This window comes from Sphingobium sp. TomTYG74, from assembly GCF_055393875.1.
Genome location: NZ_AP027341.1, coordinates 747,779 through 769,792 on the forward strand (window position 1 = coordinate 747,779; position 22,014 = coordinate 769,792).

Below are 22,014 nucleotides of genomic sequence, written 5' to 3' on the forward strand. Positions count from 1 at the left end.
CGGATCCTATTACACCTCCAGGTAGCGCCGCTCATGCTCGCGCATCTTGCCCGCTTCGAGCAGCCGCGCCTGCAGGCGCCATTCCTCGCGTTCGATGGTCCCCGGCTCTCGCCCCAGCCTTGATTCCAGCGCAGCCTGCTCCTCATGATCAATCGATCCGAGCTGCGCATAGCTGTGATAGCCTGCAGCCTCCAACTGAGCAGCGTCTTTTGCCGAAATTCCCCGGATCCGCGTCAGGTCATTTCGTTCGCCGCGAATATCTCCAGCTTCCGCTCTTCGGTCGGAAGCAACGGTTGCGAGCCGCGCATCGCGCTCCTTGATCGTTTCGCGATGAGCCATCTGCTCATCGCGCCACAACCTCTTATATTTTCCACGGCCGCTGATCATCAGGCCGATCACCAATCCAATAACCAGCGCGATCACGAGCAGCGAAATCTCGTTCAAAGTGAAAGCCATGCTTCGCCTCCTTGCCCCTCTTCGCAACGAGCCAGCGCTGCAAAAAGTTGCGCTGGCGAAACTGCCGGGCAGACGCCGTAAAAAAACTGAAAAAAGGGGGTTGCCCAATCTCCCGCCCCCCTCTATCTGCCGCTCCACAACGCGCCCGTAGCTCAGCTGGATAGAGCATCAGACTACGAATCTGAGGGTCGGACGTTCGAATCGTTCCGGGCGCACCATTTTCTTTTCACGGAAAATCAGTAGCTTATCAGATGCTCCTCTGAGAGTATTGTAGCTGTTCCTGTTTGCATGATTTCAGATCATGCAGAGCTTTGCAGGCCCGAGCATATCCAGCGCTAGTTTAAGCGCGATCGCGATCCTTCAGCCGCAGGTGGCGATCCTGATCATCGCATCGATATCAACATGTCGTTCCAGTTGTTCTGCAATGTCGTCCAGCGCCCGATCGACCGACGCGGCATAATCCACGCCTTCAGAATGAATGCCGATCGAGGCCATTAATCCGGTGCGAGCGCCTGTGCTGGCAAACAGGCCGTGGACGTAGGTGCCGGATACAAGGCCATCGGCGCTAATCGCGCCATCTACCCGCCCATCGTCCAATCGAGCGAACGGGCGCGTGCAGTCCGGCCCATCGGTGGAGCCCAGATGCATTTCATACCCATGGAAACTCTGCGCCCAGGCCGTGCCCGTCACTCTCTCCAGCGATTTTGTCGGGGTCAGTCGCGTTTCGATGTCGAGCAGGCCCAGCCCCTCGACGCTCCCGGACTCACCCTCAATTCCATCGGGGTCGGAAATTCTACTACCAAGCATCTGATAACCGCCGCAAATTCCGAATATCGGCTTGCCCTGACGATGATGCGAAAGGATATCGATGTCCCATCCTTCTGCTCGCATTGCACCCAGGTCGGCGATCGTCGCCTTGGAACCCGGGAGTATGATGAGGCTGGCTTCGGCCGGAATGGGTTGGCCGGGCGGCACCATGACGAGCGCCACGTCGGGTTCCAGCTTGAACGGGTCAAGATCATCGAAATTCGCGATCCGGGGCAGGATAGGGCAGGCGATGACGATGCGCTTGCCACCCCCGCCGCCCGCCCGCTCCAGCACGACCGCATCCTCGCTCGGCAGCCGGGCGGTAGCGACAAGCCATGGCACCACGCCAAAGCCGCGCCAGCCCGATAATTGCTCGATCTGCCGATAACCGTCTTCGAACAGGGCCGGGTCACCCCGGAACTTGTTGATCAGGAATCCTTGAATCATCGCCGCATCCGCCGGATCGATGACAGCCTTCGTGCCCGCAATCGCTGCGATCACGCCGCCCCGGTCTATGTCGCCGACCAGTATGACCGGCACATTGGCGGCACGTGCGAACCCCATGTTCGCGATGTCTCCAGCCCGCAGGTTGATCTCCGCCGGAGATCCTGCCCCCTCGACCACGACGATATCGCATTGCTGCTGTAGTCGGTCGTAGCTTGCCAACACCGCGTCCAATAGTTCGGCGCGAGCCGTCCGGAAGTTACCGGCGCTCAGCGCGCCGCGAACCTTCCCATGGACCACCAACTGCGATGTACGATCCGCCTGCGGCTTCAGCAGTACGGGGTTCATGTCGCTGTGCGGCTCTACGCCAGCGGCCAGCGCCTGTAGAGCCTGCGCCCTGCCAATCTCTCCGCCATCGATGGTGACGGCGGCGTTGTTGGACATATTCTGCGGCTTGAACGGGCGCACGCTGTAGCCCCGACGCACCAGCGCCCGACACAATCCGGCGACGAGCACCGACTTCCCAACGTCGGACCCTGTTCCCTGAAGCATGATAGCGGCCATGATGCCGCTCCTGCATGGCTGTCCGTTGCCGGTCAACCGCCGCTCTGCGGAAGGCAATTATTCAGAAGATCAGGCGCCGCCGCATCTCGACGGCATCGATGATCATTCCGCCTGCCATGAACACCGATCCGGTGCATGCCAGGGCAAGCAATTGCCCGCCAAAACCGGGATATTGCTGGAGATAGACGATCCCGCGTTCGGTGGCGCCCAGCGCAAGCGCATAGATGACCAGAAATGCCTCGAATTTCGTCTTGATCGTGAAGAGGCGCTTGATCCGTTTCATAGTCCCACTCGAGCTGCGACCTGCTCTAGGGAATTAAGTCGCCCGAAAGCTGTAAATGGTCAACAAGCATTAACCACGATTGTTCGATCTGGGCGATCAGCCGAGTGTCGGCCAGATCGGCAGGCTCGATCCGCTCGGGCCAATAGCGCTCGACTATGCTGGCGATCTCATCCAACCTGGCCTCGTTCACCAAGAACCGGGGATCGACATTGGCGGGATCAGCCACGACCCTCAGCCTCAGACAGGCCGGGCCGCCCCCATTTGCCATGGATTGCCGCACATTCACGGTGATCAACTCGCGAATGGGGCCGTTGCCCGCAACCAGCTTTTCCAGCCAGTTCCAGACACTCGCAACCCCCTTGGCCTCGGCAGGCAGGATCAACGCCATGCCGCCATCCGGCAGTGTCACCAGTTGCGCATTGAACAGATAGCTTTGGATGGCATCGGCCAGACTAACGACCGCCGCTGGCACCTCGATGATTTGGACGGCGGGCAACATGGCGCGCAGTTGCTCGTAGAATCGCGCCTTGTCGGCGAAGGCCTGCTCATGGGTGAAAAGCACGGTCTCGTTGGCAACGGCCACGACGTCATTGTGGAAGGCGCCAGCCGCTATCGCCTCTTCGGACTGCATGACGAACAATGTCCGTGCCGGATCAAGGCCATGGAGCCGCGCTATGGCTTTGCTGGCCTCTACATGCTGCCGGGCGGGGTAGGGGCCGCCGGATTGGCCATAGACGAATATCTCGACTCCCCGATCCGCATGATTGTCGCACAGGCGCATGTGATTAGCCGCGCCTTCATCGCCGTAGGGCGCGGGGATAGGGGGATGGATCGCAAAGGCATCCTTGTCGGAAAAAGCGATCTGCAACTGGGCCAGCGTCTGCTGCCACTCATGGCTTCGATGCGGCATGGTGACGAGGTTGGCGATGGTCAAATGCGTGCGTCCGTCGGCCGTATCGGGGCCGGGCGACACGGTCGCGGCGTTCGCCGCCCACATGGAGGACGCGGACATCGTCGCCGCCCGAATATGGGGTTCAGCCTCACCGATATTTGTGCCCAACGCGTTTAGCCAGCGGCCGTCCGGCCGCCACTGGGGCAGGAATATGCCCTGTACCAGTCCCAGGCGCAGGTTCGCGCGCATCTTCTCGATGCCCTCCAGCGCTGCGGCCCGCGGATACGAGGCCGTGCCAGCGCTGCCCGCCGATGCCAGATTTCCCAGGCTTAGCCCTGCATAATTGTGGCTCGGCCCGATCAAGCCGTCGAAATTGATTTCCCTGACCGTCATGCGCGGGACACCATGGTGAAATGCTGCCCCGGTTCCAGTCCCAGCCGTTCGGCGCTTTGCCGGTCAAGCGACAGGCTATCGCTGTCTTCCTTGACCATTGCATATGTGCAACGAAAATCCGCACGTTCGCCGGTGGCGACCAGCTGTCTTTCTCCTCCGCTGTCGTGAACGGCGGACAGGATCACATCCTGCGCATGGGAAATGGTTTGCAGTGCGTCCGTCTGTCCCACCATCGTCGGGCCGCCGTCGAAGATGTCGATATAGCCGGGATTCGTAAAACCCTCCGTCTCCAGCATCCGCATGGCAGCGCGGCCATTGGGATGGGGCAGGCCGATCACCGCCTTTGCGCTGTCGCTCAGCATGGCGGTATAGATCGGCGTCTTGGGCATCAGGTCCGCGATGAACTGGTTTCCATGGATCGCATTGAATTCATCCGCTTCCTGAAAAGTCATGCCGAAAAAGCGCCCGGCGAGCCCGTCCCAGAAAGGCGAGCCTCCCGCCTCATCGATCACGCCGCGCAGCTCGGCAATCACCCGATCTCCGAAACGTTCGCGATGACTGCGGATATAGAGATAGCGGCTGCGGGCGAGCAGCAGGCCCAGGCCCTCGGCGCGCTCTCGTGGATGCAGAAAGAGGCCGCCGACCTCCGTCGAACCTTCCAGGTCGGTTACGAGCGACAGCATCTCCGCCCGGAATGTGCGGGACAATTCCCGGCTATGCTGGGTCAGAACGCCCAGGCGATAGGAATAGAAGGGCCAACTTTGCCCCACCTTGCTGAAGATCTGGCAGGTGCCACGAACCTGCCCTGTGGTGCAGTTTTCAAGCACCATCAGGATAAGCTCATCCTCCACCCCTCCACTCTCCCGAGCGAGCGCGGTCTCAGTCCGGATCAGCTTCTGCTCCAGCGCCCTCCGATCAGCAGGCAGGTTGGTAAATCCGCCCCCCGTTATTTTCGCTAATTCATACAGGGTTTGCAGATCATCCGCCCGCGCAGTCCGCATGACAAAGCTCAAGCTATCTTCTCCTGTGGAAACTTGCCCTCCGCAATCCGCAATAAGGTGAGCGCGGAAAGTTGCGCGCGTTCGGCAAGGCTTTCGACGATCAAATATTCCTCGTCACTATGAATGGCACCGCCGCGAACGCCCATCGTGTCCACGACAGGCACGCCGCACGCCGCGATGTTGTTGCCATCGCAAACGCCTCCTGTGTCCCGCCAGTTCACGGCCAAGCCTAGTTCTGCGCCACATTGCCTGACCAACTGAAAGAGGGCGGCGGCTTTTTTGTCGAGGGGTTTAGGCGGCCGACCAAATCCTCCATGAACTTTCAAGCTCACATCATGATCGCGAGCAACCTCCTGGACGGAATGACTGATGAGTCGCTTCGCGCTCTCTTCAGCCTCCGCAGTCCGAGGCCGGAAATTCACCCGCAGGATCGCGCGGTCGGGTACGACATTGTTGGGGGAGCCTCCATCTATCCGCGCGGGATTGCACGTAAAGCCAGCGCCGCTGCCAGCTTTAAGTTTGAGGGCGAGATCGGCCGCCGCGAGCAAGGCGTTGCGACCTTCTTCCGGATTGCGACCGGCATGGGCGCTGCGCCCACTGACTATGAACGAGAAATTTCCGCTGCCCGGCCGCGCTCCCGCAAGCGTGCCATCGAGAAGCGCCGGTTCATAGGTCAGCGCTGCAACTTTCCCCTTTGCGGCCATCATGAGAAGGCCTGCCGAAGAAGGACTGCCAACTTCCTCATCGCTGTTTATGACGACGTCATAGCCGATCCGGCGGGCAGCGGGAGATCCCTCGAACGCTTCGAGCGCCGATAGCATGACGGCAAGGCCGCCTTTCATGTCGGCTACGCCGGGACCGTTCAGGCTGCTGGGATCGATCCATCGAAGCGATTGGAATCCATGATCCGCCGGAAAGACCGTATCCATATGTCCGGTCAGGAGGAGCCTGATCGCAGCGTCGGGACGCACCGAAAGCAGCAGATGCTGTCCATGTTCGACCAGTTGAACGCGCCCTTCGGAATCAACGGCATCGACTTTCGCGCCTTCGATCAGGCGAATATCGCCGGGTAGCGTGGAGAAGGCATCTGCCAGCATGGAGGCAGTCATCGCCAAACCGGGCAGGTTCCGCGATCCGCTATTAATAGCCGCCCATTTCTGCACCTGATCCAGCATCGGGGCGGCTGCGGCGCGATCCAGTAGTTCGCGGTCTGACGACGAAAGGCCGTTCATGTGTAGGAGCTTATCAGACGAAGCTGATCGTCTCCAGCCTTGCGATCTGGCTATTTATCCCTGTTTGTGAACGGTCAGATCAGGGCCTTGAATTCCTGCAAGATGTCCCGGTACAGCTTCCGCTTGAACGGAACGATCACATCGGGAAGGGCTTCCGGCTCGATCCATTTCCACTCTGAGAATTCGGCATCATCAGTGGCGATGTTGATATCCTCGTCACTGCCGAGGAAGCGCGCGAGGAACCATATCTGGCGCTGACCGCGATATTTGCCGCCCCATAATTTTCCGACAAGTTCAGGCGGCAAGTCGTAAAAATGTTCGTCTCGCGCCTTCGCGATGATCTCTACATGATGCTGCCCGATGCCGGTTTCCTCGCCAAGCTCACGCAGGGCGGCAGTTCTTTCCTCCTCCCCATGATCGATTCCGCCCTGAGGCATCTGCCAGGCTTCCACTTGGCTATCGATCCGCTGGCCGACAAAGACCTTGCCATCCATGCTGACGAGCATCACGCCGACGCAGGGCCGATACGCGAGTTCCGAATCATTTGGCGCCGATGCCATGATGTCCCCTGATCATTGTCCTGGCCGCAAGCCATTGGCCCGCTTTGTGCAGTGCAATGATAATGGGCGAAGCAGCGGCCGTCCATGCGCTAAAACGCACAGCACCATATCCGGACAGCTTTTCGCGCCGAAATGGGAGAGGGGATTGGAAGCTCGGCCTGGCAATGGCAAAGCTGGCAAATGTCCAATCCCGTGATCCTTTGGTTCCGCCAAGACCTCCGCTTATCTGATCAAGCAGCTCTGGCGGCGGCAGCGAAGGAAGGGCCGGTGATCCCGGTCTATATCCTGGACGATACATCCCCAAAGCAATGGAAAATGGGCAGCGCGCAGCGGTGGTGGCTTCATCACAGCCTGAAATCGCTGGACGATAGCCTTCGTCGCAAAGGGTCTCGCCTCATCCTGCGCAAAGGGGAGAGCGCCGAGCAGCTAGAGAGGCTCGCCCGCGAAACCGGTGCCAAGCGAGTGCATGCGCTCGCTCATTATGAGCCATGGTGGCGGAATGCCGAAAGGGCAGCAGCGAAGCGGATCGATCTTCAGCTTCACGACGGTATGCTGTTGTTGCCGCCTGGGAGCGTCCGCACGTCGGGCGGCAATCTCTATCAGATATACACGCCGTTCGCCCGGGCAACGATGCTTCACATGCCACCGGCCGAACCCGTCGTGACCCCGTCAAGGATCGACGCGCCAGCAAAATGGCCCGTGAGCGATTCGCTCGACGATTGGGAACTATGCCCCCGTCATCCCGACTGGGCAGCAGGCTTTGCCGAGGACTGGTCGCCTGGTGAAGCTGGGGCACGTCACCGCGTCGCCTCCTTTATCGACGAGGCGGATGAATATGATGTGGCGCGTAACCTTCCGTCCGTGGAAGGAACTTCGCGGCTTTCTCCTCATCTCCATTTCGGGGAAGTCTCTCCCGCCTATGTCTGGCATCGGGTGATCGAGGCGGCGGCAGATGCGACCACCTTTCTCAAGGAACTGATCTGGCGGGACTATGCGCATACGCAGATTTGGGCATTACCGACTTATGGGTCACAAAATGCCCGCTCCGATTTCGACCGCTTTGCCTGGCGCAGCTTGCGCGAAGCGGGTGATGATTTTGCCGCCTGGAAAACAGGACGAACGGGCTACCCGATAGTGGATGCCGGTATGCGCCAGCTTTGGGCGACCGGATGGATGCACAACCGGGTTCGCATGATCGCGGCCAGCTTCCTCATCAAACATCTTCTGATAGATTGGCGACACGGGGCGGAATGGTTCTGGGACACATTGGTGGACGCGGATTACGCCAACAATAGCGTGAACTGGCAATGGGTGGCGGGCAGTGGCGTTGACGCAAACCTGTTTTCCCGAATCATGGCACCGCTGACCCAGTCTCCAAAATTCGAAGCGGGTGATTATATCAGACAATGGGTGCCCGAATTGGCTCATCTCGATGACACGGCGATTCACGATCCTGAAGCCTATGATGCACGACCGGCCTCATATCCTCCCAAGCGCGTTGGTCATCGCGAAGCACGCGAACGCGCGCTTGCGACCTACCGGCAAAGCAGGGCTTAAGGATGGACGCGTAGACAAGGGAGCAGGGGTGAAAGGATGAACGCGATCGATCCCAGGCATGGCAGACGAGCGCCGACCGTGCGGCGCCCGGCCGGGGAACATAGGCGCGGATGGGTATCGCGCTTGGTTGCTCCTCAATTTCACCGCTTGCTGGACCGTATCGATTCGGGCCTTCTGAAAGGTAGGCTTGAAGCCACGCTGCCGGATGGAACCGCGAGAATATTGGGGGGGCGTGGAGCAGGGCCTGTCTGCGAAGTCCGGCTGGTCCGCTGGCGCGCTCTGTTGCGGCTGGTCGCCGGGGGATCGGCTGGATGGTATCGGGCATGGGCGGCTGGTGAATGGAGTAGTCCGGACCCGGTCCCCTTGTTCGAGTTGTTCATGGCGAACGCCGCGACACTGGGTAATGTGGCTCGCCCAAATGGCCCGGCCCGATGGATTGGCCGGTTCGGGCATTGGGTGCGTCGCAACGACCGGAAGGGGTCACGTCGTAACATCGCCTATCATTATGATCTCGGGAACGACTTCTACCGCCTATGGTTGGACCGGGACATGCATTATTCCAGTGCTTTGTTCCGTGATCCCGATGACCGGATCGAGAGCCTTGAACGAGCGCAGCAGCGCAAGGTGGACGCCATCCTCGACCGGCTCGACCTCAAGGACGGCAGCACACTGCTCGAGATAGGCTGCGGGTGGGGAGGCTTGGCCGAGCAGGCGCTGCAACGTTGCGCTATCCGCTATGACGGACTGACCCTGTCGACCGAGCAAGCCGACTATGCGCGAGAGCGGCTTGGTGCTGGCGCAAACATCCTGCTGACGGATTATCGGGACGCTCAAGGACAATATGACGCGATTGCAAGCGTCGAAATGGTAGAAGCGGTGGGCCAGGAATATTGGCCCGCTTATGTCGCCGCCATAGAGAGGCTGTTGAAACCCGGCGGGAAGGCGGCAATCCAATATATCTTCATCGACGACGCCATATTCGAGAAATATGCGCGGGGCGCGGATTTTATCCAGACCTACATTTTCCCCGGCGGAATGCTGCTGTCGGAAAGCCGTTTCAGGGCTTTGGCGGAAGCCAATGGGCTGGAATGGAGGGAGGTCCACCATTTTGGCTTCCATTATGCGGAAACTCTTCGGCGCTGGCGGGAAAGGTTCGATCGAGCCGTCGACCGCGGTCTTTTACCGCCCAGCTTCGACCAGCATTTCGTTGCGCTCTGGCGCTATTACCTGATGTATTGCGAAGGCGGCTTTCGCGGCGGCACGATCGACGTCGCCCAAGTGACGCTGGTCAAGCCGGGCTAAGATCAATCCAAACGTTGGTGATAGCCGTTTGGCCGATCCGAAAGGACGAGATCAGCTATAGCCTGGCCCACGACCTCGGGGTCTTTCACCGTCGCGGGATCTTCACCCGGATAGGCTCTGGCGCGCATCGCCGTCCGGGTCGCGCCCGGGTCAACGATGTGAGTGCGTATAGCCGAGATATTTTTCACTTCCTCGCCATAAGTGCTTACGAGTGTTTCGAGCGCTGCCTTCGACGCGCCGTAGGCCCCCCAATAAGCGCGCGGCGCGGTAGCGACCGATGATGTGATAGCAATGACACGCGCGTCGGAACTTGCGCGGAGCATTCTGTCGAAAGCTGCGATCAAGGCCTGTGGTGCTGCTATGTTCAGCGTCAGGAGCCGGGCGAATTCCTTCACGTCGATCGCGGGCACCGCAGCCAGGCTGCCTAGGGTCGCCGCGTTCAGAACCAGAATATCCAGCGCCTCCCACCGGCCCGAAACCGCCTGAGCAAGCCGCCCGATGCTTTCGCCATCGACAAGGTCGAGCGGCGCTATGGTGGCACTGCCTCCAGCGTCGTGGATATATTCTTCCACCTCCTCAAGACCACCGGCAGTTCTGGCTGTCAGAATGACATGAGCACCGGCAGCGCCAAGGGCCTTGGCAGTGGCGGCACCGATACCACGGCTCGCGCCGGTCACCAGGGCAAGCTTACCGGAAAGAGGAAAAGTGGACATGAAGCATCCTGTTCGCCCTTCCGGATGGAGAGGGCCGGTTTAGTGGAAAAGGTAGTGGCTGCCCATGACCGGGCAGCCATCCAGAAATGACCTATCGATCAGACGACCCGTTCAGCGAGCAGTTCAAGCTGGTTCTGCACCACGACATCATCCTGATCAGTGAGCGTGGTCGGATAGTCGCCGGTAAAGCAGGCATCGCAATATTGAGGACGGATGTCCGCTCGTTTCGTTTCGCCCAGCGCCTTGTAGAGGCCGTCGATCGAAATGAAGGAAAGGCTGTCGGCATGGATGAAGTCCTGCATGCCGCCAATGTCCAGCCGATGAGCCAGCAACTTCGTGCGTTCCGGCGTATCGACGCCATAGAAACAGCTATGTTTAGTCGGCGGGCTGGCAATGCGCATATGCACTTCCTTGGCGCCTGCCTCGCGCATCATCTGCACGATTTTGAGGCTGGTCGTTCCTCGCACGATCGAATCATCTATAAGGACGACGCGCTTCCCGGCGATTAGCGCGCGATTGGCGTTGTGCTTGAGCTTGACGCCAAGGTGACGAACCTTGTCGCCCGGCTGAATGAAGGTCCGTCCGATATAGTGGGAACGGATGATGCCCAGTTCGAAGGGAAGCCCGGACTGCTGGGCATAGCCGATGGCCGCAGGCACGCCGCTGTCGGGAACGGGAATAACCAGGTCGGCATCGACAGGATTTTCTATTGCCAGTTGAGCGCCGATCGCCTTGCGAACCGAATAAACGCTCGAGCCATCCACGATCGAATCGGGGCGGCTGAAATAAACATGTTCGAAAATGCAGGGGCGCGGATGCACATCGCCGAAGGGACGATGGCTGCGCATCTGCCCATCATGAGTGACGATGACCAGCTCACCCGGATCGATGGAGCGAATATGGTCGGCGCCTACTACGTCAAAGGCGACGGTTTCAGACGCGAAAATGGTGGCGTCGCCCAACTTGCCCATGACCAGCGGCCGGATGCCGAGCGGGTCGCGGCACGCGATCATGCCCTCGGGCGTGGTCACGATCAGCGAGTAGGCACCCTCGATCTGCTTGAGCGCATCGATGAACTTGTCGAGCAGAGTACGGTAGGTCGAAGTCGCGACCAGGTGGATGATCACTTCGGTGTCGGAGGTCGACTGAAAGATCGAACCTCGACGAATCAGCTCGCGACGGAGCTTCATCGCATTCGAGATATTGCCGTTATGGGCAATGGCGAAGCCGCCGGAATTGAGTTCGGCATAGAGGGGCTGTACGTTGCGGAGGGATGTTTCGCCCGTAGTCGAATAACGGACATGGCCCGATGCCGTGTTGCCTGGCAGGCCGCGAATCACTTCGTCACGGTCGAAATTTCCCGCCACGTGCCCCATGGCGCGGTGGGTATGGAAGTCGTGACCGTCCCAGCTGGTGATACCAGCGGCCTCTTGTCCACGGTGTTGAAGCGCATGAAGGCCAAGCGCGACGATCGCCGAAGCGGTCTCGGCTTGAATGACGCCGAAAATGCCGCATTCTTCACGCAGCTTGTCGTCGTCGAGCGGGTTTGTCGTAAACATGGGTGCGAGCGGATCCATAGCCGATGCTGTGCGCCTAAAAATGGCTGCTGCGCGCGCATATAGTGGTTCGATCCTGATTTGTCGCCTGTCTGAAACAAAAAAGGCTGTTTGGGCCGCTGTGGCAGCGACATTATGTACTGTGCGTAACAGAAAAAGCGCCACTGGCTTTGCGCGTTCGGCGCAGCTAAAGAGCCTGTCCAAATGCATCGCTTCGCCAATCCTACCCGTTTCCTGAAGATCGCTCGGCCACTGACCACTTGGCTGTTCTGGCCAGGTTTCGTTCTGCTTCTTGTGGGTGCGGGCTGCGGGTTGTTCATCACCCCGGCGGACTATCTCCAGGGTGAGACGGTTCGCATACTCTATATCCATGTGCCCGCGGCATGGCTTGGAATGGCCGGATGGACAGGTATTGCTGTCTCGGCGCTGATGCAGCTGGTCTGGCGGCATCCGCTGGCTGCCGTTGCAGGGCGCGCGATTGCTGTTCCGGGCGCGCTGTTTACGGCGATTTGTCTTGCGACAGGGTCCATTTGGGGGCGTCCCACCTGGGGAACCTGGTGGGAGTGGGACGGCCGGATGACGTCCATGCTCGTGCTCCTTTTCCTTTATCTTGGATATATAGCGCTGGCGAATGCCAGTGCACGTCAGGAACAGGGGGGCGTGAGTGCGGCCACAGCCATTTTTGGGTTGGTGGGGGCGGTCAATATCCCGATCATAAACCGCTCAGTCGTGTGGTGGAACAGCCTCCATCAGGGACCCAGCATCACGATGCGCGGATCGAGTATCGACGCTTCGATTCTCTGGCCGCTTGGATTTACCCTTATCGGGTTTTCCCTTTTGTTTGGGGCGATCGTGTTGATGCGGATGCGCACGATATTGGCGCGCAACAAGGTGGAAGCGCGCATGCAGCGGCTGGCGCGGGGATAGTGGCATGAACCAATGGGTTTTCGTTGTCGGCGCCTATGCGCTGACCTTTTTGGGCACCTTGGCCCTATGCTTTGCATGCTGGCGCGCTATGCGGGATGCAGAGTCAGCCGCGCAGAGATTGTCAGACCGGCCATGAAAGCGAAGCATCAGCGCCTCATTCTGGCGGTCGTCGCCTTGCTCGCCTTGATCGGAGCGGCTTTGCTCGCAGCATCGGCATTGCGCGACGAAGCCGCCTATTTCTACGCGCCCGCCGACGTTGGTGCCAAAGGTGTCGAACCGGGCAAGTCCATTCGTCTAGGCGGAATGGTGGTGAAAGGCAGTCTCAAGCGAGCCGCCGATGGCGTTACCATGCATTTTGACGTGACGGATGGGAAAGCGACAGTTCCCGCTGTTTTCAAGGGCATCGCCCCAGATCTTTTCAAGGAAGGATCAGGCGTGGTCGCGGAGGGATCATTCGATGGCACGGGCACGTTCATCGCCACCAACCTGCTGGCCAAGCATGATGAACGGTACATGCCGCGGGAACTCGAAGGCATTCAGTATAATGAGACGACCCACGAGATGAAGGCAGGCCAGTGAACGCTGTTGGGGTGGCCATAGGGCGGGAACGAGCGGAGAAGGCGGCATGATCGCCGAAGCGGGTCTGGCTGCACTTTGGCTTGCGGCGGCGCTGGCGTTTTTACAACTGAGCCTGGTGGCTTTCGGGCTGGCGGGAAAGAAGAGCGAATTGCTTCAGGCTGTCCGACCGGTAGCTGTCGCCCAAGGCGCTCTCACCGCCATTGCCTTTGTGGCGCTGGTAACGCTTTTCATGCGATCGGACATGTCGGTGCTGTTAGTGGCCACCAACAGCCATTCCATGAAGCCGTGGCTTTACAAGTTCGCTGGAACCTGGGGCAACCACGAAGGCTCCATGCTGCTCTGGGTTACGGTCATGGGCGTCGCGGGGGCTGCGGTTGCCCTGTTTGAACGGGCGCTACGGCGAGAAACGCATATGGCGACGCTGGGCGGTCAGGCGGCTATTAGCCTGGGGTTTTATGCCTTCCTGCTTTTTGCCTCCAACCCCTTCGCACGGATCACTCCTCCCGCAGCGGATGGTCAGGGGCTCAATCCCTTGTTGCAGGACCCCGGCCTCGCGTTCCACCCGCCGACCCTTTATCTTGGATATGTCGGCCTCTCCGTCGCCTTCTCCTTTGCCATCGGCGCGCTGCTGACGCGGCGGGTTGATGCAGATTTCGCTAAGGCGATGCGTCCTTGGGTGCTGGCAGCATGGATACTTCTGACGCTCGGAATCACGGCTGGCAGCTACTGGGCCTATTATGAGCTGGGCTGGGGAGGCTGGTGGTTCTGGGATCCTGTGGAAAACGCTTCGTTGATGCCGTGGCTGGCGGCAACGGCACTTCTGCACAGCGTGACAGTGCTTGCCACCCGCGATGCGTTACGGGCCTGGACCGTGATGTTGGCTGTTGTCGCATTCTCGATGTCGATGGTTGGGACCTTTCTCGTCCGTTCAGGCATATTGACGAGCGTCCATGCCTTCGCTGTCGATCCGGAACGCGGCAGCTTCATCCTCATCCTCCTGGGCCTTTATATCGGGGGGGCGCTGGCGTTGTTCGGTTGGCGGGTTGGCGCAGTTCGTGAGGGTGCGCCATTTGAGCTTGTCAGCCGCGAAACCATGTTGGTGATCAACAATCTGCTGCTGACGGTCATCCTTGGTCTGGTGTTGATCGGGACCCTCTATCCGCTGCTAACCGAGGCATTTGGGCACAAGGTATCGGTCGGTGCTCCCTATTTCGACAGGATAGTTGGTCCAATTGCGCTCATCCTGATGATCTTTATGGCGGCCGGCCCCTTGACCCGCTGGCGCCGGGACAAGCTGACAGAGGTTGCCGGGCGCATGATCATCCCTGCGGCAATCGCGTTGACCGCTGTTGCCATGATGGCGATTTTCGCTTGGGGCCGGATCGGCGTGCTGCCGTTTCTTGGTCTGGTCATCGCCTTGGCTGTGGCCGCCGGGAGCATTGCCCCCTTGTGGAAGCGCAACTTGCGGCGCACGCCGCTTTTTACCTGGGGAATGGTCATCGCCCATCTGGGATGCGCTGTCAGTCTCGCGGGCATGGCTTGTGATTCCGCGTTTACCGTTGAAAAGCTGGCGGCCGTCCGCCCCGGTGACGTCGTCGAAGCTGCCGATTGGAAACTCCGCCTCGTGCAGATTTCGCCGGTCGCCGGAGACAATTGGACAGCGTTACAAGCTGACATGGAGGTGAGCCGGGGGAATGGGGCACCGGTTACCCTGCATCCACAATCTCGTTTCTTCCCTTCCCCCCCCACGACCACCACTGAAGCGGCCCTGCTGACCCGGTGGAACGGCCAGCTTTATGTGGTGCTCGGCCAGGAGGCGACCGAGGGACGTTGGCAACTGCGGGTCTGGTGGAAGCCCTTCGTCACGCTGATCTGGTTTGGCGGCGGGCTGATCGCCCTTGGTGGCGCATTGGCATTGGTAGGGCGCGAGCGGCGCGGATGGCTTCTTAAATGGCGTAGCAGGACGTTTGCGACATGAAGAAGCTTCTGATCTGGCTACCTCTTGTGTTTTTTGCGGGATTTTTCATCCTGTTCGCCAGTGGTTTGCTGCAACCGGACGATCGGGTCATCACCTCCAAGCTCGTCGGCAAGACATTGCCCGAATTCACATTGCCCGCAGCGGCTAGCGATCGTCCCGCTTTGGCGAGCGCGCAACTGGCAACGGGTAAGCCACGTCTATTGAACATTTTTGCCAGTTGGTGCGTCCCCTGTGCTGCTGAGGCTCCACAGCTTCTGGCGCTTAAACAGGCGGGAGTGGAAATTGACGCGATCGCGATTCGCGACGCCCGTCCCGACGTCGATCGCTTCCTCCAGCGCTATGGTAATCCATACAGCCGGATCGGCCTTGACGCACGCAGCAGTGTACAGATCGCGATCGGATCCTCGGGCGTGCCGGAAAGCTTCATCATCGACGGAAGAGGGCGCATCACCTATCAGCATGTCGGGGACATCAGGGCGGACGACATCCCGATGATTCTAGAGCGTTTAGAGGCTGCGCGATGACACGGCTGTTGTTGACATTGCTTGCATTGCTGATCAGTTCGCCAGTGCTGGCGCAGTCCGCCCTCCCTCCAGCTCCCTATGCAGATCGGCAGATTGACGACCCGGCACTCGAGCGGAAAGCGAAGGCGTTGATGGAGACGATCCGCTGCCTCACTTGCCAGAGCCAATCCATTGCTGACAGCAACGCCAGTCTGGCAGGTGATATGCGTTCCCAAATCAGAGAGCGGATCATCGCCGGGGAAGAACCCGAGCATATCCGGAGTTGGCTGATCGAACGTTATGGCGATTGGGTAAGTTATGAACCTACGGCGAACCCGGTCCTTTGGCCGCTTTGGGGCGCGCCATTATTGCTGATTGGCCTTGGGCTGCTGCTCGTTCGCGGACGGATCAAGCGGAAAGGACGGCGATGACAGGCTGGGTCATAGCGACTGGGTTTGCAGTTTGCCTGATGGCGCTTCTGGTAGCCGTCGGACGTATTCCGCGCGTTTCATGGGAGCTAGCGGCTACCGCTCTGCTACTCGGCCTTGCCGGTTATGCGTGGCAGGGAAATCCTGGCTTGGTGGGAGCGCCCAGAAGTGCTGCTGCGTCAACTGGCAAGCAGTTTGATGAGCAAGTCGCCGAACAGCGCCGCGGCATGGCGGAACGCTATGGTCCGGCAGGGCAATGGTTGATGCTCTCAGACGGACTTGGCAGGCAGGGCAAGACGAAAGAATCGGCGAATGTGCTGCTCGCCGGGATCAAACAATCGCCAGGTGATCCCAACCTGTGGCTCGGCCTTGGCAATGCGCTTGTGGCGCATGCTGGCGGCGTCGTTTCACCGAGCGCTGACTTTGCTTACCGACGCGCGATGTCGTTTGACCCACAAGCTCCTGCTCCGCCTTATTTCTACGGTCTGGCTCTCGTTCGGGCGGGCCAATTGCAGGCCGCCCGCGATCTTTGGGCGCCTTTGGCTGCAAGGGCGCCTGAAGGCTCGAAAATCAAGGCGGAACTGGAACTTAACGTCGGGCGTATCGACGCGATGCTGGCTGACAGCGCGTCTGCGGTTCAATGACATGGCTCGTGAATTGCGCTGGTCAAGGAGGCGTGATAGGGCGCGCGCCATCTTTGTGAGGCAGGCGGGGTCGTCCCCGAGCGCATGCCTTGGCTTGAGTGTCGTATGATCATGACCATCTGGCGTTTCCTTCATGGCTGATCAATTGGCGAGCGCCGCCGCGAACGCGCAGGACGACGAGTCTGAAGGACACAGCCACGCAGGCCAGAAGGCGACGACCAAGCTTGTCGTCGGCGCGATCGGCATCGTGTTCGGCGACATCGGCACCAGCCCGCTTTACGCTTTTCGTGAAACTTTCGCCGGCCATCATCATCTGGCGCTCGATCCCGACCACATTCTTGGCGTCATCAGCCTGATGTTCTGGTCGATGATGCTGGTCGTGACGCTGAAATATGTTTCGATCATCATGCGCGCCGACAACAAGGGCGAAGGTGGCAGCCTTGCGCTGCTCGCGCTGATTAACGGGCAAACGAAGACTCAGCGATGGTCGCGCGGCATCGTCCTTTTGGGCGTGTTTGCCACCGCTCTCTTCTATGGCGATTCCATGATCACCCCTGCGGTGTCAGTGCTGTCGGCGGTGGAAGGTCTGGCCGTTTACAACTCTGAACTGGCACCTGCGATTTTGCCTGCTGCGGTGATCATATTGGTAGGTCTGTTCTGGATACAGGGATTTGGGACCAATCGGGTTGCTGCCCTCTTCGGCCCCATCATGCTCCTGTATTTCGTCACAATCGCGGCCTTGGGCGTCATCAGCATCATCAAGACGCCTGGCATTCTCTTCGCGTTCAACCCCTATTGGGCGTTCATGTTTTTCATGACCGATCCGCTGCCGGCATTCCTCGCCTTGGGCGCGGTCGTCCTTGCGGTGACCGGGGCTGAAGCGCTGTATGCTGACATGGGCCATTTCGGGCGGAGCCCTATCCGCGTATCCTGGCTTTGCTTCGTGCTCCCGGCATTGATGATGAACTATATGGGGCAGGGAGCTCTGTTGTTCCGAGAAGGTGCGGCTGCGCTCCACAGCCCTTTCTATTATCTGGCACCCCAATGGGCGCAGTTGCCTTTGGTTGGCCTCGCAACTTTGGCTGCGATAATCGCCAGTCAAGCGGTCATTTCCGGCGCATTTTCAGTGACGCAGCAGGCGATCCAACTGGGCTTCATGCCCCGCTTGCGGATTGCGCATACCAGTGCTTCGACCGCCGGGCAGATATATATCCCCCTTATCAATTGGGGATTGATGGTGATGGTCATCCTGCTGGTGCTGGTGTTCCAGACATCGTCAAATCTGACTGCCGCCTATGGCATTGCCGTCACAGGAGCGATGTTCATCGACAATCTGCTGCTGACCGTGCTGCTCTACAGGTTATGGAAGTGGCGCTGGTATTATTCCGCACCCTTGCTTGCGGTATTCTTTATCGTGGATGGCGCATATCTCGCGGCCAATTTTACCAAGGTGCCGGATGGCGGCTGGTTCCCGCTGTTGATCGGTTTCGTCGTATTCACGCTGCTGACCACATGGTCGCGGGGGCGTCGGTTGGTACAGGATCGCTTGCGCGAAGGCGCGATGCCGATCCCCGTGTTCGTGGCCTCGGCCGCCAACAGCGCCGTACGCGTTCCGGGGACGGCCGTTTTCATGACATCCACGCCAAACGGTGTTCCCCATGCCTTGCTCCACAACCTGAAACACAACAAGGTGTTGCATGAGCGGGTCATCCTGCTGACGGTGAAGATCAGGGATGTACCGGTCGTTGAGGATCATGGCCGATGCAGGTTGGAGGATCTGGGGAAAGGATTTTTCCGCCTTGTTCTGGAATATGGGTTCATGCAGGAACCGGACGTTCCAGCGGCCCTCAAGAATGTCACCGGATGTGGTCAGGCATTCAGGATGATGGAAACCAGTTTCTTCCTGGCACGCCAAACGCTGTTGCCGTCTGCCAACCCAGGGATGCCGCTGTGGCGAGAGAAAATCTTCGCCTGGATGCTGCGAAACGCGGAAAGCGCGATGGAGTTTTTCCGCCTTCCCACCAACCGCGTTGTCGAGCTGGGGAGCCAGGTAGAGATTTGAGATGCAAAAAGGGCGCGACCATCAGGCCGCGCCCCATGAACATCCGATCAGGCTGCGTCGCGATCCTTGTTGATATCGACCAGCTGCCCGCCATTCACAGCGATCTTCTTGGGCTTCATCGCTTCAGGAATTTCGCGGACGAGTTCGATCGTCAACAGCCCGTCTGCGAGATCGGCCTGTTCCACCCGCACGAAGTCGGCCAGCTCGAAACGCCGCTCGAAGCTGCGATTGGCGATGCCGACATGAAGGAATTTGGAGCGATCAGAGTTCGGGCTATCTTCCTTGCGACCGACAACCTGCAACAGATTTTGCTGGGCAGTGATGTCGATTTCGTCAGGCCGAAAGCCCGCCACCGCAAGCGTAACCCGATATCGGTCCTCCGAAAGACGCTCGATATTGAAGGGGGGATAATTGTCGCCCTGCTGCAGGCGGGCATTGTTTTCGATCAGATCAAAAAGTCGGTCGAAACCCACCGTGGAGCGGCGATAGGGGGTAAGGTCAAAACCACGCATGTCATAATCTCCATCAGAGCAAAATGATCATACCGGACCCATGCTGGCGTCCGGCGATACGATGCGCGACCCCATCAGGCGGCCGCGCGTCGTTGATATGGTTGAACGAAATCGGGTTTCAAGAGGCCTGTTTCGGCCGGAATCAAAAGTGCCCGGATCATGTTTCCACGATCCGGGCACTAATGGACGATTGCTCGTCTCCCCCTTGGTCTGCCTCAACCACTTCTTAGCCCCCTAAGCTCGAAGCGGGAAGCAGTATCCCTGAACCACGGCCATTAACCTGTGCTTCGCTGACTTTGCTATGGCTCCGAAGGCCCGCTGTCACGGGCTATTTCCGTACGGGAAGATTTTAGCTTCATGCCTGTGGCTGAGGTGCAACAATCTGCGATGCTTGCCGTTAGTGGAGACCCTGCTAGACGGGCAGTAATTACCATCACGCAAAGGGCCGTTCGCGCCACCATGATCTTGTCACGCTACGAACGCATGATTGCCAAGCGCTATCTGCTGCCTGGGAAGGGGGAAGGATTCATTTTCCTCGTCGCCGGGATAAGCCTCGCCGCCGTGATGTTGGGGGTGGCCGCGCTGATCATCGTGATGAGTGTGATGAATGGGTTTCGCGCTGAGTTGTTCTACAAAATTGTGGGATTGAATGGCCATGCGGTGGTGCAGGGCTATGGTGGGCGGTTGCCCGATTGGCGATCCATTCTGAAAGAAGCAAAGGCGACGCCTGGCGTAACCAGCGCAACGCCGCTTATCGAACAGCCGCTGCTCGGCAGTTTTCAGGGACGGGTTGAAGCGGTCCTCGTTCGCGGCATGACCGTCAAGGACATCCGGAACAATGCGACACTAAAGGCGAAGGTGCTGGCGGGGAGCATGGATAACCTCACCGCCAACGCGGGCAAGGTTGGCATAGGATCGCGACTGGCTGAAAATCTGGGCCTTCAGCTTGGCGACAGCATCACCATAATAAATCCCGCAGGGCGATCGACGCCATTCGGTACTGTACCGCGCCAGATATCCTATCAGGTGGCGGCGATCTTTGAGGTGGGCGTCTACGACTACGACAAGGCGTTCGTCGTGATGCCGGTGGAAGATGCGCAGACCCTATTGTTGCTCGGCGACGTGGTCGGGATGATCGAGATCGAGACTGTGGACGCTGATCGGGTGGGAACGATCTTGGAACCGCTGGCTGGAAAGGTCGCGGGTCGGGCTGTCGTGACCGATTGGCGTCAGATGAACGCCTCCCTTTTTGAAGCGCTGGCGGTTGAGCGGGTCGCGATGTTCGTGGTGCTTTCGATCATCGTGCTGGTCGCGGTTTTCAACATCCTTTCCTCGCTGATCATGCTGGTGCGAGCGAAAACGCGTGACATTGCGATCCTGCGAACAATGGGTGCAAGCCGGGTCGGGCTCGTCAAGATATTCATGACCGTGGGCGTGACCATCGGATCGCTGGGCATGCTGGCCGGGTTGGTGCTGGGCTTCACCTTCCTCTTTTTCCGGCAGAGTGTTGTGAATACGATCCAGTTCCTGACCGGGCAAAATTTGTGGGATCCCTCGATCCGTTTTTTGACCGAACTACCGGCCAAGCCAGATCCCATCGAAATCACGATTATTTGCCTGATGGCGCTGATTTTCAGTTTCCTTGCTACGCTTTATCCGGCCTTCAAGGCTGCCAATACTGACCCCGTTCAGGTGCTGCGCTATGAATGACATATTGAAGGTTGCGGGCCTGAAGCGCAGCTTCACTCAAGGGGACGTCACGATCGAGGTCCTGCGCGGCATCGACCTGACCGTGGGAGAGGGAGAGATCGTGGCGCTGCTGGGGCCGTCAGGGTCCGGCAAATCGACCCTGTTGCAGGCAGTCGGGCTGTTGGAAGGCGGGTTCGACGGCTCTATCTGCATTGACGGCGAGGAAGCTGCGCGCCTCGATAATGACGGGCGGACTCGCTTGCGCAGGGATGCATTGGGGTTCGTTTATCAATTCCACCACCTGCTGCCGGATTTTAACGCTGCGGAGAATGTCATCCTGCCGCAGGTTATCCGCGACAAGGAAGTCAATGCGGCGCGCGCTCGGGCTGAATCGCTCCTCACATCTTTGGGCCTCGGTCATCGACTGGATCATCGGCCTAGCCAACTTTCCGGCGGCGAGCAGCAACGTGTGGCGGTGGCGCGGGCACTCGCAAACCGGCCTGCCTTGATCCTAGCCGATGAACCGACGGGCAACCTGGATGAACGGACAGCCGATATCGTGCTAGCAGAGTTTCTCCGCCTTGTGCGGGAGGAAGGCTCGGCCGCTCTGGTCGCGACCCATAATGAAAGGCTCGCGGAAAAGATGGATCGCGTCGTCCGCCTTCATGAAGGGTTGCTGGAAGAGGCTTCAGACTTGAGCTGAGGCACCTTCCCGGACAGTGGCTACCACGATCTGGTTTCGCCCCTGCGTGTTGGCGCGGAGGAGCGCTGCGTCGGGGGTTTGGACGAGTTGCCCAGGTTTGCCATGATCGGGATAGGCGGCGAGCCCGAATGAAGCCGTAAACGCATATGCGTCCAATTATGTGTGATAAGTTGGAGGACGCTTAATCATGGGGAAAGCGGCCCCGAGATTGCGCCGCATCGGTGAAGCT

21 protein-coding genes and 1 tRNA gene are annotated in these 22,014 nt (G+C 59.3%); 12 read left to right on the forward strand and 10 right to left on the reverse strand.

Features of this window, described 5'->3' with window-relative positions; translation table 11 throughout:
- Positions 1 to 9 precede the first annotated feature (9 nt).
- Positions 10 to 564 carry a hypothetical protein gene (locus tag ACZ5TB_RS03905; RefSeq protein WP_464792077.1) on the reverse strand — a complete coding sequence of 185 codons (555 nt, stop codon included), beginning with the start codon at positions 562 to 564 and terminating at the stop codon, positions 10 to 12.
- Positions 565 to 597: 33 nt separating this feature from the next.
- Here ACZ5TB_RS03905 and ACZ5TB_RS03910 point away from each other — a divergent pair.
- Positions 598 to 674 (forward strand) — tRNA-Arg (locus ACZ5TB_RS03910).
- Between the two features lie 142 nt (positions 675 to 816).
- Here ACZ5TB_RS03910 and ACZ5TB_RS03915 read toward each other — a convergent pair.
- From ACZ5TB_RS03915 to ACZ5TB_RS03940, 6 genes are all read right to left on the reverse strand, one after another.
- The gene (locus ACZ5TB_RS03915) at positions 817 to 2,271 is read right to left on the reverse strand and encodes a cobyric acid synthase (protein ID WP_464792078.1); all 1,455 of its coding nucleotides are present in this window, start codon (positions 2,269 to 2,271) and stop codon (positions 817 to 819) included.
- A 61-nt stretch (positions 2,272 to 2,332) separates the two neighbouring features.
- Positions 2,333 to 2,554 carry a hypothetical protein gene (locus ACZ5TB_RS03920; RefSeq protein WP_464779457.1) on the reverse strand — a complete coding sequence of 74 codons (222 nt, stop codon included), beginning with the start codon at positions 2,552 to 2,554 and terminating at the stop codon, positions 2,333 to 2,335.
- 25 nt (positions 2,555 to 2,579) lie between these two features.
- Entirely contained in the window at positions 2,580 to 3,839 is a 1,260-nt protein-coding gene (locus ACZ5TB_RS03925; RefSeq protein WP_464792079.1) for an N-succinylarginine dihydrolase, read from the reverse strand.
- On the reverse strand, positions 3,836 to 4,852 hold the full coding sequence (locus tag ACZ5TB_RS03930; protein ID WP_464792080.1) for an arginine N-succinyltransferase: 1,017 nt from the start codon (positions 4,850 to 4,852) through the stop codon (positions 3,836 to 3,838). Before ACZ5TB_RS03930 ends, ACZ5TB_RS03925 begins: the two co-directional genes overlap by 4 nt.
- A complete protein-coding gene (locus tag ACZ5TB_RS03935; protein ID WP_464792081.1) occupies positions 4,849 to 6,072 on the reverse strand; it encodes a hydrolase in 1,224 nt (407 codons plus the stop codon). The genes ACZ5TB_RS03930 and ACZ5TB_RS03935 overlap by 4 nt, the downstream gene beginning before the upstream one ends.
- Positions 6,073 to 6,146: 74 nt before the next feature.
- Positions 6,147 to 6,632 (reverse strand): RNA pyrophosphohydrolase, encoded by a 486-nt coding sequence (locus ACZ5TB_RS03940; protein WP_464792082.1) that lies wholly within the window; start codon positions 6,630 to 6,632, stop codon positions 6,147 to 6,149.
- Positions 6,633 to 6,812: 180 nt separating this feature from the next.
- Between ACZ5TB_RS03940 and ACZ5TB_RS03945 the strand changes: the two genes are divergently transcribed.
- Both ACZ5TB_RS03945 and ACZ5TB_RS03950 read left to right on the forward strand, forming a co-directional pair.
- The gene (locus tag ACZ5TB_RS03945; RefSeq protein ID WP_464792083.1) at positions 6,813 to 8,189 is read left to right on the forward strand and encodes a cryptochrome/photolyase family protein; all 1,377 of its coding nucleotides are present in this window, start codon (positions 6,813 to 6,815) and stop codon (positions 8,187 to 8,189) included.
- A gap of 36 nt (positions 8,190 to 8,225) precedes the next feature.
- Positions 8,226 to 9,491 (forward strand): class I SAM-dependent methyltransferase, encoded by a 1,266-nt coding sequence (locus ACZ5TB_RS03950; RefSeq protein ID WP_464792084.1) that lies wholly within the window; start codon positions 8,226 to 8,228, stop codon positions 9,489 to 9,491.
- A 2-nt stretch (positions 9,492 to 9,493) separates the two neighbouring features.
- Here the strand turns inward: ACZ5TB_RS03950 and ACZ5TB_RS03955 are convergent, their stop codons facing one another.
- Both ACZ5TB_RS03955 and purF read right to left on the reverse strand, forming a co-directional pair.
- Positions 9,494 to 10,204: an SDR family NAD(P)-dependent oxidoreductase gene (locus tag ACZ5TB_RS03955; RefSeq protein ID WP_464779463.1), complete on the reverse strand. Its 711-nt coding sequence runs from the start codon at positions 10,202 to 10,204 to the stop codon at positions 9,494 to 9,496.
- A 98-nt stretch (positions 10,205 to 10,302) separates the two neighbouring features.
- Entirely contained in the window at positions 10,303 to 11,781 is a 1,479-nt protein-coding gene (gene purF, locus ACZ5TB_RS03960; protein ID WP_464792085.1) for an amidophosphoribosyltransferase, read from the reverse strand.
- 183 nt (positions 11,782 to 11,964) lie between these two features.
- Here purF and ccmC point away from each other — a divergent pair, with 183 nt between their 5' ends.
- The 7 genes from ccmC to ACZ5TB_RS03995 all read left to right on the forward strand — a co-directional run bounded on the left by ccmC (position 11,965) and on the right by ACZ5TB_RS03995 (position 18,881).
- Positions 11,965 to 12,687, forward strand: coding sequence for a heme ABC transporter permease CcmC (ccmC, locus tag ACZ5TB_RS03965; RefSeq protein WP_464792086.1), 723 nt, complete (start codon positions 11,965 to 11,967; stop codon positions 12,685 to 12,687).
- A 132-nt stretch (positions 12,688 to 12,819) separates the two neighbouring features.
- Positions 12,820 to 13,266: a cytochrome c maturation protein CcmE gene (ccmE, locus tag ACZ5TB_RS03970; RefSeq protein ID WP_464792087.1), complete on the forward strand. Its 447-nt coding sequence runs from the start codon at positions 12,820 to 12,822 to the stop codon at positions 13,264 to 13,266.
- Positions 13,267 to 13,312: 46 nt separating this feature from the next.
- Positions 13,313 to 15,244 (forward strand): heme lyase CcmF/NrfE family subunit, encoded by a 1,932-nt coding sequence (locus ACZ5TB_RS03975; RefSeq protein ID WP_464792088.1) that lies wholly within the window; start codon positions 13,313 to 13,315, stop codon positions 15,242 to 15,244.
- Complete coding sequence (locus ACZ5TB_RS03980) at positions 15,241 to 15,768, forward strand: redoxin family protein (RefSeq protein WP_464792089.1); 528 nt, start codon at positions 15,241 to 15,243, stop codon at positions 15,766 to 15,768. The genes ACZ5TB_RS03975 and ACZ5TB_RS03980 overlap by 4 nt, the downstream gene beginning before the upstream one ends.
- Positions 15,765 to 16,178, forward strand: a complete 414-nt coding sequence (locus ACZ5TB_RS03985; protein WP_464792090.1) for a cytochrome c-type biogenesis protein — start codon at positions 15,765 to 15,767, stop codon at positions 16,176 to 16,178. Before ACZ5TB_RS03980 ends, ACZ5TB_RS03985 begins: the two co-directional genes overlap by 4 nt.
- On the forward strand, positions 16,175 to 16,819 hold the full coding sequence (locus ACZ5TB_RS03990) for a tetratricopeptide repeat protein (RefSeq protein WP_464792091.1): 645 nt from the start codon (positions 16,175 to 16,177) through the stop codon (positions 16,817 to 16,819). Before ACZ5TB_RS03985 ends, ACZ5TB_RS03990 begins: the two co-directional genes overlap by 4 nt.
- Before the next feature lie 133 nt (positions 16,820 to 16,952).
- Entirely contained in the window at positions 16,953 to 18,881 is a 1,929-nt protein-coding gene (locus tag ACZ5TB_RS03995; protein WP_464779472.1) for a potassium transporter Kup, read from the forward strand.
- A gap of 47 nt (positions 18,882 to 18,928) precedes the next feature.
- On the opposite strand, the gene ACZ5TB_RS04000 is transcribed toward ACZ5TB_RS03995, so the two are convergent.
- Positions 18,929 to 19,393, reverse strand: a complete 465-nt coding sequence (locus ACZ5TB_RS04000; RefSeq protein WP_464792092.1) for an Hsp20 family protein — start codon at positions 19,391 to 19,393, stop codon at positions 18,929 to 18,931.
- Positions 19,394 to 19,852: 459 nt separating this feature from the next.
- Here ACZ5TB_RS04000 and ACZ5TB_RS04005 point away from each other — a divergent pair, with 459 nt between their 5' ends.
- On the forward strand, positions 19,853 to 21,103 hold the full coding sequence (locus tag ACZ5TB_RS04005; RefSeq protein WP_464792093.1) for a lipoprotein-releasing ABC transporter permease subunit: 1,251 nt from the start codon (positions 19,853 to 19,855) through the stop codon (positions 21,101 to 21,103).
- Complete coding sequence (locus tag ACZ5TB_RS04010) at positions 21,096 to 21,785, forward strand: ABC transporter ATP-binding protein (protein ID WP_464792094.1); 690 nt, start codon at positions 21,096 to 21,098, stop codon at positions 21,783 to 21,785. Before ACZ5TB_RS04005 ends, ACZ5TB_RS04010 begins: the two co-directional genes overlap by 8 nt.
- The last annotated feature ends 229 nt before the right edge of the window (positions 21,786 to 22,014 follow it).